Annotated in this window: 9 protein-coding genes; 6 read left to right on the forward strand and 3 right to left on the reverse strand. The window is 61.8% G+C overall.

The features are described 5' to 3' along the window. Positions 1 to 192 precede the first annotated feature (192 nt). The 4 genes from BM317_RS19970 to selO all read left to right on the forward strand — a co-directional run bounded on the left by BM317_RS19970 (position 193) and on the right by selO (position 8,767). Positions 193 to 1,818 carry a methyl-accepting chemotaxis protein gene (locus BM317_RS19970; protein WP_092475859.1) on the forward strand — a complete coding sequence of 542 codons (1,626 nt, stop codon included), beginning with the start codon at positions 193 to 195 and terminating at the stop codon, positions 1,816 to 1,818. Positions 1,819 to 2,126: 308 nt separating this feature from the next. After that, positions 2,127 to 3,869 carry a potassium/proton antiporter gene (locus tag BM317_RS19975; protein ID WP_092173525.1) on the forward strand — a complete coding sequence of 581 codons (1,743 nt, stop codon included), beginning with the start codon at positions 2,127 to 2,129 and terminating at the stop codon, positions 3,867 to 3,869. Positions 3,870 to 3,903: 34 nt separating this feature from the next. Next, positions 3,904 to 7,266, forward strand: a complete 3,363-nt coding sequence (gene mscK / locus BM317_RS19980; protein ID WP_092475862.1) for a mechanosensitive channel MscK — start codon at positions 3,904 to 3,906, stop codon at positions 7,264 to 7,266. Positions 7,267 to 7,303: 37 nt separating this feature from the next. Next, positions 7,304 to 8,767, forward strand: a complete 1,464-nt coding sequence (gene selO / locus BM317_RS19985; protein ID WP_092173533.1) for a protein adenylyltransferase SelO — start codon at positions 7,304 to 7,306, stop codon at positions 8,765 to 8,767. Between the two features lie 238 nt (positions 8,768 to 9,005). Here the strand turns inward: selO and BM317_RS19990 are convergent, their stop codons facing one another. The 3 genes from BM317_RS19990 to BM317_RS20000 form a co-directional block, all read right to left on the reverse strand. Then, a complete protein-coding gene (locus tag BM317_RS19990) occupies positions 9,006 to 9,407 on the reverse strand; it encodes a helix-turn-helix domain-containing protein (RefSeq protein ID WP_092173537.1) in 402 nt (133 codons plus the stop codon). A gap of 209 nt (positions 9,408 to 9,616) precedes the next feature. After that, on the reverse strand, positions 9,617 to 9,895 hold the full coding sequence (locus BM317_RS19995) for a hypothetical protein (RefSeq protein WP_092475865.1): 279 nt from the start codon (positions 9,893 to 9,895) through the stop codon (positions 9,617 to 9,619). Between the two features lie 247 nt (positions 9,896 to 10,142). Then, positions 10,143 to 11,048: a LysR family transcriptional regulator gene (locus BM317_RS20000; RefSeq protein ID WP_218189436.1), complete on the reverse strand. Its 906-nt coding sequence runs from the start codon at positions 11,046 to 11,048 to the stop codon at positions 10,143 to 10,145. 207 nt (positions 11,049 to 11,255) lie between these two features. Here BM317_RS20000 and ycaC point away from each other — a divergent pair, with 207 nt between their 5' ends. Together ycaC and trxC are read left to right on the forward strand one after the other, a co-directional pair. Continuing rightward, entirely contained in the window at positions 11,256 to 11,882 is a 627-nt protein-coding gene (ycaC, locus tag BM317_RS20005; RefSeq protein WP_092475868.1) for an isochorismate family cysteine hydrolase YcaC, read from the forward strand. 173 nt (positions 11,883 to 12,055) lie between these two features. Then, a complete protein-coding gene (gene trxC, locus BM317_RS20010; RefSeq protein WP_025211468.1) occupies positions 12,056 to 12,478 on the forward strand; it encodes a thioredoxin TrxC in 423 nt (140 codons plus the stop codon). Positions 12,479 to 12,588: the final 110 nt, after the last annotated feature.

Consider the following 12,588-nt stretch of genomic DNA (forward strand, 5'->3'; position numbering starts at 1 on the left):
GGTGGCGGTGCTTGGCTCGCGAGCTGTAGAGACTGCGATTCAAGCATCGGGTTCCTACCCTTCGTCGCGTGGCAGGCCTTGTCCTGCGACAAAAGCCCACAACGCCTCAAGACTTCAGGCCCATGACCGATAAGCCAGCTAACAGCAGTCTCAGCCCCGCACGGACGCCTCTATTTTCTTTCGGTATTTTCCATGTCCCTACGTAATATGAACATCGCGCCGCGGGCGTTCCTGGGGTTTGCCTTGATTGGCGCCCTGATGCTGGCCCTTGGGGTATTCGCCCTGACCCAGATGAGCAAAATCCGCGGGTCTGGCGAAATCATCGCCCAGAACAGCGTGCCCAGTATCAAGGCCCTGGATGAGTTCACCCAACTCACCCTGCGCCTGCGCGTCTTGTCCTATCGCTTGCTGGTCAACCGCGAGCCGGACATCCAGCAGAAAACCTACGATCTGCTGGAACAACGCGGCCAACAGATCCGCGTGGCCCAGGCCGCCTACGAAAAACTCATCAGCGCTCCGGAAGAACGGGCCGCCTACGATCAGTATGGGCAACTGCTCGGGCAGTACCGCCAGCTCGAAGAGCGCATGAAAACCCTGTCACGCAACAATCAGGTCGATGAACTGCGCACGTTGCTCAACACTGAACTGCTGAGCAACTCCGATGCCATCAATGTCGCAATCGGCCGCTTGCTGGAGATCAACAACCTGCAAGCCGAGGCGCTCAATAAGGGCGCGGCGCAACAATATTCAAGCGCTTTCATCTGGGTGGTCACCCTGCTGGTCATCGCCACCGGCCTGACCCTGCTGTTCGCCTGGCTGCTGACCAACAGCATCACCAAGCCGATCGCCAACGCGTTGGATGCCGCCGAAGAAATCGCCAAGGGCAACCTGACCCGGCCGATCACCGTGGACGGCAGCGACGAAGCCGGTCGCCTGCTGCGGGCGATGTCGACCATGCAGGAAAAACTGCGCGATACCTTGCAACGGATCTCCGGTTCGGCCACACAGCTGGCGTCGGCGGCCGAAGAGCTCAACGCCGTCACTGACGAAAGCGCCCGGGGCCTGACCCAGCAGAACAACGAAATCGAGCAGGCCGCGACAGCGGTCAACGAGATGACCAGCGCCGTGGAAGAGGTCGCACGCAACGCGGTCAGCACGTCGGAAGCGTCGAAGCACGCCACCACATCCGCTGGCGACGGCCGCGACCTGGTGCAGGAAACCGTCGGCGCCATCGAACGCATGAGCGCCGACGTACAAAGCACCGCCACGCTGATCGGTAACCTGGCCAATGAGTCCCGCGATATCGGCAAAGTGCTGGACGTGATCCGCGGCCTGGCCGACCAGACCAACCTGCTGGCTCTGAACGCCGCCATCGAAGCCGCCCGTGCCGGTGAGGCCGGTCGTGGTTTTGCCGTGGTGGCCGACGAAGTCCGCGCCCTGGCCCACCGTACCCAGCAGTCGACCAGCGAAATCGAACGCATGATCGGCAGCATCCAGAGCGGCACCGAACACGCCGTGGACTCGATGCGCAACAGCACCGAGCGCGCCGAGTCGACCCTGAACATCGCCCGCGGTGCCGGCCTGTCCCTGGACACCATCAACACGGCCATCGTCGAGATCAACGAACGCAACCTGGTGATCGCCAGCGCCGCCGAGGAACAGGCCCAGGTGGCCCGTGAAGTGGATCGCAACCTGGTGAACATCCGCGACCTGTCGGTGCAATCGGCCACCGGCGCCAACCAGACCAGTGCCGCCAGCGCCGAACTGTCGCGCCTGGCCGTGGACCTGAACAGCATGGTCGGGCGGTTCAGCCTTTAAGGCTTCACCTGCCTTTGAGGCGAGAGCGTCCTGTGGCGAGGGGATTTATCCCCGCTGGGCTGCGAAGCAGCCCCCAACCGTGCTGCCATGCAACCAGAAGGCGAGCGCTTCGCACTCGAACGGGGATAAATCCCCTCGCCACAAGGGCTATGTCCAATCCATTGCTGTTAATCAATAGTGAGGGGCTTGTTCAGCCCCCAATCCCAAACCTTTTTTGACAGCATCACATTTCAACAGGTTAGAATCGCTGGCACGCAGACTGCATGGTCAGTCTGTGCCCGCCCCTCAGTTTTCCCGGAGTAACGCCTTTGACTGCAACGACCATCAACAGCCTGTTCTTGATCGGCGCGTTGCTGGTAGGTGCGAGCATCCTGGTCAGTTCCCTTTCGTCCCGCCTGGGCATCCCGATCCTGGTGATCATCCTGGCCGTGGGCATGGTGGCCGGTGTCGACGGCGCCGGTATTCTTTTCGATAACTACGCCACGGCTTATCTGGTCGGCAACCTCGCCTTGGCCGTCATCCTGCTGGACGGCGGCTTGCGCACGCGGGTCTCGAGCTTCCGCGTGGCGCTGTGGCCGGCGTTGTCCCTGGCCACGGTCGGTGTGTTGATCACCACCGGGCTGACCGGGTTGGCGGCGGCCTGGCTGTTCAATCTGAACCTGATCCAGGGCCTGCTGATAGGTGCCATCGTCGGCTCGACCGATGCCGCGGCGGTGTTCTCGCTGCTGGGCGGCAAGGGCCTGAACGAGCGGGTCAGCGCCACCCTCGAGATCGAGTCCGGCAGCAACGACCCCATGGCGGTGTTCCTCACCGTCACCCTGATCGGCATGCTTGCCAGTGGCGAAACCGGCCTGCACTGGAGCCTGCTCGGGCACCTGCTGCGTGAGTTCGGCATCGGTTCGGTACTCGGCCTGGGCGGTGGCTGGCTGATGCTGCAGCTGGTCAATCGCATCAATCTGGCCAACGGCCTCTACCCGATCCTCGTCATCAGTGGCGGCCTGGCCGTGTTCGCCCTGACCAACGCCCTGCACGGCAGCGGTTTCCTGGCGGTGTACCTGTGCGGCCTGGTGATCGGCAACCGCCCGGTGCGCAGCCGCCACGGCATCCTGCACATGCTCGATGGCATGGCCTGGCTGGCCCAGATCGGCATGTTCCTGGTGCTGGGGCTGCTGGTCACGCCCCACGACCTGCTGCCAATCGCCCTGCCGGCCCTGGGCCTGGCGCTGTGGATGATCCTGTTTGCCCGTCCGTTGTCGGTCATAGTGGGCCTGCTGCCGTTCAAGGCGTTCCATGGTCGCGAGAAAGCCTTCATTTCCTGGGTCGGCCTGCGCGGCGCGGTGCCGATCATCCTGGCCGTGTTCCCGCTGATGGCCGGCCTGCCCCACGCCCAGCTCTATTTCAACCTGGCGTTCTTTATCGTGCTGGTCTCGCTGCTGGTACAGGGCACGAGCCTGCCATGGGTCGCCAAGTTGCTGCACGTGACCGTCCCGCCCGAACCGTCGCCGATTTCCCGGGCGGCGCTGGAAGTGCACGTCACCAGCGAGTGGGAGCTGTTCATCTATCGCCTGGGCGCGGAAAAGTGGTGCATCGGCTCGCCCCTGCGCGACCTGAAAATGCCCGAAGGCACCCGCATCGCCGCCCTGTTTCGTGGCCAGCAACTGCTCCATCCGTCGGGTAGTACGGTATTGGAAGTCGATGATTTGCTGTGTGTTATCGGCCATGAACACGATTTGCCGGCCCTTGGAAAACTGTTCAGCCAAGCGCCGCAACGGGGCCTGGATCTGCGCTTCTTCGGCGACTTCGTACTCGAAGGAGACGCCCAACTGGCCGCGGTTGCCGCGCTGTACGGGTTGAAGCTGGACGGCATTGATCCGGACATGTCCCTGGGCCGCTTCATCGCCCAGAAAGTGGGCGGCGCACCCGTGGTCGGTGACCAGGTGGAATGGAACAATACCCTGTGGACCGTCGCGGCCATGGACGGGAACAAGATCGGCAAAGTGGGCGTCAGATTCCCCGAAGGAAGTCGCCCGGGTCCCGGCTTGTTCCTCTAAACTGCTCCCACTCTCATTTGCTTGACCGGTCTCTATGCCTATCCTGCGCTCCTTTTTCGCCACCGCCCTGCTGGGCCTGAGTCTCTCCGTCTGCACGCTGCAAGCCGCTGATCTTCCCACCAGCGCTTCGGTGCAGGCCAGTCTGGACAAGATCGCCGACCGCAAACTGCCGGAAGCCGACCAGAAAGCCCTGCAGGCCGTCTTGCAGAGCACGCTGACCCAACTCAACAACAAGGCCGACTACGAACAGAAGCTGCAGGCGCTCAAGCAGCAACTGGCCACTGCGCCCAAGCAGAACATCGAGAACCAGCGCGAACTGGCGCGGCTCAAGGGCACCACGGTGGTGCCGGTGGCGCAACGCTATGCCAACCTGCCGATTCCCCAACTCGAGCAGATGCTCACGGATCGCTCCACCCAGCAGAGTGATCTGCAAAAAGCCCTGGCCGATGCCAACAGCCTGATCATCACCGCCCAAACCCGTCCCGAGCGGGCCCAGGCGGAAATTTCCAACAGCCAGACCCGCATCCAGCAGATCAATGCCACCCTCAAGGCCGGCAGGGACGCCGGCAAGACCCTGAGCGGCGAGCAGCGCGACCAGCTCAACGCCGAGTCGGCGGCGCTCAATGCGCTGATCCCACTGCGCCGCCAGGAACTGGCCGGCAATAGCCAACTGCAGGACCTGGGCAACGGCCAGCACGATCTGCTGATGGAAAAAATCGCCCGCATGGAGCAGGAAATCCAGGACCTGCAGAACCTGATCAACCAGAAGCGCCTGGCCCAATCCCAGGAGACGGTGACCCAGCAATCCATCGAAGCCCAGAAAGCTGGCGGCAGCAGCTTGCTGGCGACCGAAAGCGCGGCCAACCTGAAGCTCTCCGACTACCTGCTCAAAAGCACCGACCGCCTCAACGAGGTCACCCAGCAGAACCTGCAGACCAAGCAACTGCTGGACAGCGTGACCCAGACCGACGCGGCCCTGGACGAGCAGATCAGCGTGCTCAAGGGCAGCCTGCTGCTCTCCAAGATTCTCTACAAGCAGCGCCAGACCTTGCCGCGCCTGAAGCTCGACCAGAATCTGGCCGACCAGATCGCCGACATCCGCCTGTACCAGTTCGAAGTCAGCCAGCAGCGTGAACTGCTGAACAACCCCAGCGCCTACGTCGACAGCCTGCTGGCCTCCCAGCCCTCGGAACAAGTCACCCCGCAACTGCGCAAGACCTTGCTGGAACTGGCCCTGACCCGTGTTGACCTGCTGGAACGGCTGAACCGTGAGTTGAGCGCAGTGCTCAACGAATCCATCACCTTGCAGCTCAACCAGAAACAACTGCTCAGCACCGCTCAGAACCTGCGGGCGACCCTCGAAGAGCAGATGTTCTGGATCCCCAGCAATAAACCGCTGGATTTCGAATGGATGCGTGCCGTGCCGACACGCCTGGAAAAACAGATCGACTCGTTGCCCTGGGCCTCCAGCCTCAGCGAGCTGGCCGATGGCCTGACCCAGCGGCCACTGCTGTTCCTGCCCCTGGCGCTGCTGATCGGTGCGCTGCTGTGGCGGCGCAAGCATCTCTATGCCCGCCTGAACAAGGTTCACCAAGACGTGGGCCACTTCAAGCGCGACAGCCAGTGGCACACCCCTCAGGCGATCCTGATCAATATCCTGCTGGCCATGCCCGTGGCCCTGGGGCTGACTCTCTGCGGCTATGCCTTGCAGATCGACGCCCGCGGCCAGAACGCCAACCTCGGCGCGGCGCTGCTGCAGATCGGCCAGGCCTGGCTGGTGTTCTACACCGCCTATCGAGTGCTGGCGCCGGGTGGCGTGGCCGAATTGCATTTCCGCTGGGAGAAACCCCAGGTCGAATTCCTCCAGGGCTGGATCCGCCGGCTCGGGCTGGTGGTGCTGGCGTTGGTGGCTGTGGTGGCCGTGGCCGAGTTGCAACCCTCGACCCTGGCCGATGACGTGCTCGGCATGCCGGTGGTGCTGACCTGCTACGCGCTGATGGCGTGGTTACTCAGCCGTCTGTTGCTCAGCAGTCCGACCCACAAGAACACTTCGTTGTTCCGCAAGGCGGTCGGGGTGCTGTTCACCGCGCTGCCGATCGCGCTGTTCGTGGCGGTGTGCTTCGGCTACTACTACACCGCGCTGAAACTCAGCGATCGATTGATCAACACCCTGTACCTGCTGATGTTCTGGCTGGTGATCGAGGCGACCTTCGTCCGCGGCCTGTCGGTGGCGGCGCGGCGCCTGGCCTACCAGCGCGCCCTGGCCAAGCGCCAGGCGGCCAAGGAAGCCGGCGATGGCGAAGCGGTGGTCGAGGAGCCGACCCTGGACATCGAGAAGGTCAACGAACAGTCCCTGCGCCTGATCCGCCTGGCCCTGCTGGGTGGTTTCATCGCCGCGCTGTATTGGGTCTGGTCGGACTTGATCAGCGTGTTCTCGTACCTGGACAACATCACCCTCTACGAATACACCAGCGGCACTGGCGCCAACATGAGCATGGTGCCCATCAGCATCGGCGACATGCTCGGGGCGCTGATCATCATCGGCATCACCTTCGCCCTGGCGCGCAACCTGCCGGGCCTGCTGGAAGTGTTCGTGCTGTCGAAGCTGAACCTGGCCCAGGGCAGTGCCTATGCCACCACCACGCTGCTGTCCTATGTGATCGCCGGCGTCGGTTTCGTCACCACCCTGTCCACCCTGGGCGTGAGCTGGGACAAACTGCAATGGCTGGTGGCCGCGCTGTCGGTGGGCCTGGGCTTCGGCATGCAGGAGATCTTCGCCAACTTCATCTCCGGGATCATGATCCTGTTCGAGCGCCCGGTGCGCATCGGCGACACCATCACCATCGGCAACCTGTCGGGCACGGTGAGCAAGATCCGCATTCGTGCGACCACCATCACCGACTTCGACCGCAAGGACATCATCGTCCCGAACAAAACGTTCATCACCGGGCAACTGATCAACTGGTCGCTGACCGACACCGTCACCCGGGTAACCCTGAAACTGGGCGTGGACTATGGCTCGGACCTGGACCTGGTGCGCGAGTTGCTGCTCAAGGCCGCCCGCGAGAACCCACGGGTGCTGAAGGAGCCGGAGCCGATCGTGTACTTCCTGAACTTCGGTGAAAGCACCCTCGACCACGAGTTGCGCATGCACGTACGCGACCTCGGTGACCGCAACCCGGTGCTGGACGAAATCAATCGTTTCATCAATCGGGAATTCAAGAAGGAGCACATCAACATCTCCTTCCGACAGATGGAAATCTATCTGAAGAACATGCAAGGCCAGGAATACAAACTGGTGCCTGCCGAGCCCGACAAAAAGACCATCACGCCCGTGCCGTCGGCTGTCGCCAGCATCAAGCCGGTGCCTGAGCCACCGCAAGGCAAACTCGACTGATTGCGGGTTGCCTGCGGGCGTCCCGCCGGAGACGGCCATGAAAACCCTGGAAACCCTGACCTTCGATAACCGCTTCGCCCGCCTGGGCGACGGTTTCTCGACCCACGTGCTGCCCGAGCCCATCGACAACCCACGGCTGGTGGTCGCCAGCCCGGCGGCCATGGCGTTGCTGGACCTGGATCCGGCAGAGGCCGAGGCATCGCTGTTCGCCGAGATCTTTGGCGGCCACAAGCTCTGGGCCGAAACCGAGCCACGGGCGATGGTGTATTCCGGGCATCAGTTCGGTCACTACAACCCACAACTGGGCGACGGTCGAGGATTGCTGCTGGGCGAGGTGTACAACGAGGCCGGCGAGCACTGGGACCTGCACCTCAAGGGTGCCGGCCAGACGCCGTTTTCACGGATGGGCGACGGGCGCGCGGTGCTGCGTTCCTCGATCCGCGAATTCCTCGCCTCCGAAGCCCTGCACGCCCTCGGCATTCCTACCACCCGGGCCTTGTGCGTGATCGGCTCTGACACCCCCGTGTGGCGGGAAAAACAGGAGCGCGCCGCCATGGTGCTGCGCCTGGCCCCCAGCCATGTGCGCTTCGGGCATTTCGAATACTTCTACTACACCAAGAAACCCGAACTGCAGGCGGCCCTGGCCGAGCACGTGTTGAACCTGCATTTTGCCGAGTGCCGCGAGCAACCGGAACCGTACCTGGCGATGTTCCGCGAAATCGTCGAGCGCAACGCCGAGCTGATTGCCAAATGGCAAGCCTACGGTTTCTGCCATGGCGTGATGAACACCGACAACATGTCGATCCTGGGCATCACCTTTGACTTCGGACCGTTCGCCTTCCTCGACGACTTCGATGCCAACTTCATCTGCAACCACTCCGATGACCAGGGTCGCTACTCCTTCAGCAACCAGGTACCCATCGGCCAGTGGAACCTCAGCGCCCTGGCCCAGGCTCTGACACCCTTCATCAGTGTCGAAGCCCTGCGCGAAACCCTGGGGTTGTACTTGCCGCTGTACCAGGCCCATTACCTGGACCTGATGCGCCGCCGCCTCGGCCTGACCTGCGCCGAGGAAGATGACCAGAAGTTGCTGGAACGCCTGCTGCAATTGATGCAGAACAGCGGCGTCGACTACAGCCTGTTCTTTCGCCGACTGGGCGATCAATCCCCCGAGCAAGCCGTCGCGACCCTGCGCGATGACTTCGTCGACCTCAAGGGCTTCGATGCCTGGGGCGAGCTTTACGTCGCTCGGGTCAACCGCGAAGGCCCCGTCGATCAAGACCAGCGTCGCACCCGCATGCACGCCGTCAACCCGCTGTACGTGCTGCGCAACTACCTGGCGCAAAAAGCCATCGACGCCGCCGAGTCAGGTGACTACGACGAAGTCCGCCGCCTGCACACCGTGCTGAGCAAGCCGTTCGAGGAACAACCGGGCATGGACAGCTACGCGCAACGTCCGCCGGAGTGGGGCAAGCACCTGGAGATCAGTTGTTCGTCGTAACGCGGCGCCACGGCTGAAAATAAACCGCCCGCCCAACCCATCACTGTTCGGACCGCAGACATGACTACCCTGTGGCGAGGGGATTTATCCCCGCTGGGCTGCGCAGCAGACCCAAGACAAGCAACGCGGTGCAACAGATAAACCGCGCCAGCCGGGTTACGACTGCTTCGCAGCCGAGCGGGGATAAATCCCCTCGCCACAAAAGCAGGTCGGTATTTCACAGCGCTACACCGAACCATCAAATAAAGGTTTCCACCGATACACCGAAGCGCTCGGCCAACCAGCGGATCTGCCTCAAATTGAGCTGACGCTTACCGCTCAATACCTCCGATACCACCGACTGGGTACCAACGCCCGGCAAGTCGCTCTGGCTCATGCCATGTTCACGCATCAGGTAACGCAGCGCCTCGACACCGCTCGCCTTGGGCATTGGCCGGTGCTGCTGGTCCCATGCCTCGATCCATTCACCGATGATATCCACCAGACTCATCAGCGGATGGGCTTCTTCTTCGCCAACCAACTCCAACAATTCATCGAGTGCTGCGACCAACCGGTCGTAATCCTCTTCGCTCCTGGGCTTACGCAGCAGGGGCGACACAAACTCCCAATGGGCGGCGACTTGTTCGATCAGTGCACTCATCCCTCCTTGGCCTCCCAAATACGTTTCTCAGTGATCACATGCATGCAACGTCCTTATCGCATTTTGCTATGGGGAAGTTAAACACAAATCTGGCGCATCGCAAATTGCGATAGCGCCAGTTAGACAAATGGTTAGCTCTTGCTGGTTTCCAGCCTAGTCGCCGAAAGATTTAGGTCTCGGTAAGAAATGTGAGCAGATATGAGTCCTGCTCACCCAACCTTATCGTTCCCCTGCTCAGGCGTCTCGATCCCCGGCTCCGCCTCTTCAACCCTCTTCTCCTTGGGTTTGGCCGCTGGTTTTTCCTCGGGATAGCCGGGCATGCCGCGGGCGTCTTCGGGAGTCAGTTCGTCCCGGTCGTGGCGACGGTCGGTGGCGTAGGATGGGGCGGCGTTGGGGTCTTCGTCGCGGCCGGCGGTGCCGAGGACGAAGCCGTCGTCATTGGGGTTGTCCACTGCTTGGGGAGTGGCTGGGTCTTGAGGATGGCTCATGGGACCTCCTGAGTCTGCAAACAGATACGTGGTGTCTTTTTGAGGCCCTGACAGCTTTTCAGTGCGGCGCACCTGATGAATGGCAGCCTTGATAAACGTCCTTGGAAAAGCCTGGAGTGTGAGTCCCTGTGGGAGCGGGCTTGCTCGCGAATGCGGCGTATCAGACACATAGATGTTGACTGGCACACCGTCTTCGCGAGCAAGCCCGCTCCCACAAGGAGAATCCGCAGGCATGGCTGCCTCCACGCTACGCCATATCACTCTGGCTGAATTCCTCAGCCAGAAAATCAATCAGCGTACGCACCGACGGCAGCAACCCGCGTCGTGAGGCAAAGATCGCATGAACGATCCCGCACTTGGGCGTCCAGCCCGGCACCAGTTCCACCAGTCGACCGGCAGCTATGTCTTCGCGTACCACTACGGTGGGCAGGTGAGCGATGCCGATGCCTGCCAGCACGGCGTGACGCAGGGCCAGCAGGTCGTCGGTGACCATGCGCGGTTCATGGCGGATCAACGCGCGGCTGCCGTCCGGGCCGAACAATTCCCACTGGTATTCGCGCTGCGCCCCACCCCAATGCACGCTCGGCAGACCGTTGAGGTCCGCCGGCGAAGCGGGTGAAGACAAGCGCTCAAGGTAAGCCGGGCTGCCCACCAGGCACTGGGTGCTGTTGCTCAGCACCTTCATGACCATGTCGGTATTTTCCAGGGGCGGAAAGCGCACCCGCAAGGCTATATCGAACCCTTCATGAATCAAGTCGACCCGGCGGTTGGTGCTTTCGATGAACAACTCCACCCGCGGGTACTTGAGCATGTAGCGGGTCAGCATCGGCCCGACCCAGCTATTGAGCAATGCCGTCGGGCAACTGAGGCGCACCAGCCCCTGGGGCTCGGAACGGTTGCGCTCGATCACCTCGGCCGCGCTCTCGGCCTCGACCCGCATCGCCAGGCAGCGCTGGTAATAGGCCTGGCCGATCTCCGTCAACGTGCAATGGCGGCTGGTGCGATGGAGCAAGCGTACACCGAGCCGATCTTCCAGTTGGGCGATACGCCGGCTGAGCTTCGACTTGGGCATGTCCAACGCCCGTCCCGCGGCGGCGAAGCCACGGTGCTCCACGACCTGGGTGAAGTAGTACAGCGTGTTGAGGTCTTCGATGATCGTTCTCCAGATAGAACGCTAAGGCGGATTTTTGCAGTCTAGCGCATCAAAGGTGCCAGTTTTAATCTACACCCATCGAAACGCAACACGGATTGAAGCCGGAGCGCTTCGACCGGATGAGTCACTGATCAATCGCTACACCGACATTAAAAACCTTAACCACGCCGAAACCTTCGGCAAACAAAACTTAATGAGGGCTACGCCATGACCACTTCCTACAACCGTCTCGACAAAGATAACGCCGCCGTTCTGCTGGTTGACCACCAGGCCGGCCTGCTGTCCCTGGTCCGCGACATCGACCCGGACCGCTTCAAGAACAACGTGCTGGCCCTGGCCGACCTGGCGAAGTACTTCCAACTGCCGACCATCCTCACCACCAGCTTCGAAACCGGCCCCAACGGCCCGTTGATGCCGGAGCTCAAGACCCTGTTCCCGGACGCGCCATACGTCGCTCGTCCTGGCCAGATCAACGCCTGGGACAACGAAGATTTCGTCAAGGCGATCAAGGCCACCGGCAAGAAGCAACTGATCATCGCCGGCGTGGTCACCGAAGTCTGCGTAGCCTTCCCGGCACTGTCGGCCCTGGCCGAAGGTTTCGACGTGTTCGTGGTCACCGATGCATCCGGCACGTTCAACGAACTGACCCGTCAATCGGCCTGGGACCGCATGTCGTCCTCCGGTGCACAACTGATGACCTGGTTCGGCCTGGCCTGTGAACTGCACCGCGACTGGCGCAACGACGTGGAAGGTCTGGCGACCTTGTTCTCCAACCACATCCCGGACTATCGCAACCTGATGACCAGCTACAACACGCTGACCAACGCTAAGTAACAGCGACGTAGTACAAAATGTGGGAGCGGGCTTGCTCGCGAAGGCGGTGTATCAGTCGACATCTATGTGTCTGATACATCGCCTTCGCGAGCAAGCCCGCTCCCACAGGGTTTTGTGGTGGTTTATGTATAGTGCTCAATCTGTGCCAATGATTTTTCCGGGAGACTGACCTGATGCTGATCCCCTGCCCCCATTGCAACGGGCTCAACCGCATACCCGCCGAACGCCTGGGCGACCAGCCCAAGTGCGGGCGCTGCAAGGCCCAGGTGTTATTGAGCAAACCGTTCGAACTCAAGCAAGGCGACTACGCCAGCCAGATCAAGGGCGACCTGCCGTTGCTGGTGGATGTGTGGGCCGATTGGTGTGGGCCGTGCAAGTCCTTCGCCCCGGTGTTCGAACAGGCCGCCGCGCAGTTGACGGGCAAATGCCGGTTGGCCAAGCTCGACAGCGAGGCCAACCAGCAACTGTCGGCGCAGTTGGGGATCCGTTCGATTCCCAGCCTGATTCTGTTCAAGGACGGCCGGGAGGTGGCGCGCCAGAGTGGGGCGCTGCCGTTGCCGCAGTTGATGAGCTGGTTGCGCAGCCAGGGAATTTGAAACAAAACACTCATGTGGGAGCGAGCTTGCTCGCGATGGCGGTGTATCAGTCAATATTGCATCGACTGGCAGACCGCTATCGCGAGCAAGCTCGCTCCCACATTGGATTT

It is taken from the genome of Pseudomonas sp. NFACC24-1 (assembly GCF_900115235.1).
Lineage (GTDB): Bacteria > Pseudomonadota > Gammaproteobacteria > Pseudomonadales > Pseudomonadaceae > Aquipseudomonas > Aquipseudomonas fluorescens_AA.

What these genes read in the sequence shown, in the direction of transcription:
- selO (WP_092173533.1), top strand. Translation starts at nt 7,304, where the DNA reads ATGAAAACCCTGGAAACCCTGACCTTCGATAACCGCTTCGCCCGCCTG.
- BM317_RS19995 (WP_092475865.1), bottom strand. Translation starts at nt 9,895, where the DNA reads ATGAGCCATCCTCAAGACCCAGCCACTCCCCAAGCAGTGGACAACCCC.
- BM317_RS19970 (WP_092475859.1), top strand. Translation starts at nt 193, where the DNA reads ATGTCCCTACGTAATATGAACATCGCGCCGCGGGCGTTCCTGGGGTTT.
- trxC (WP_025211468.1), top strand. Translation starts at nt 12,056, where the DNA reads ATGCTGATCCCCTGCCCCCATTGCAACGGGCTCAACCGCATACCCGCC.
- mscK (WP_092475862.1), top strand. Translation starts at nt 3,904, where the DNA reads ATGCCTATCCTGCGCTCCTTTTTCGCCACCGCCCTGCTGGGCCTGAGT.
- BM317_RS19990 (WP_092173537.1), bottom strand. Translation starts at nt 9,407, where the DNA reads ATGAGTGCACTGATCGAACAAGTCGCCGCCCATTGGGAGTTTGTGTCG.
- ycaC (WP_092475868.1), top strand. Translation starts at nt 11,256, where the DNA reads ATGACCACTTCCTACAACCGTCTCGACAAAGATAACGCCGCCGTTCTG.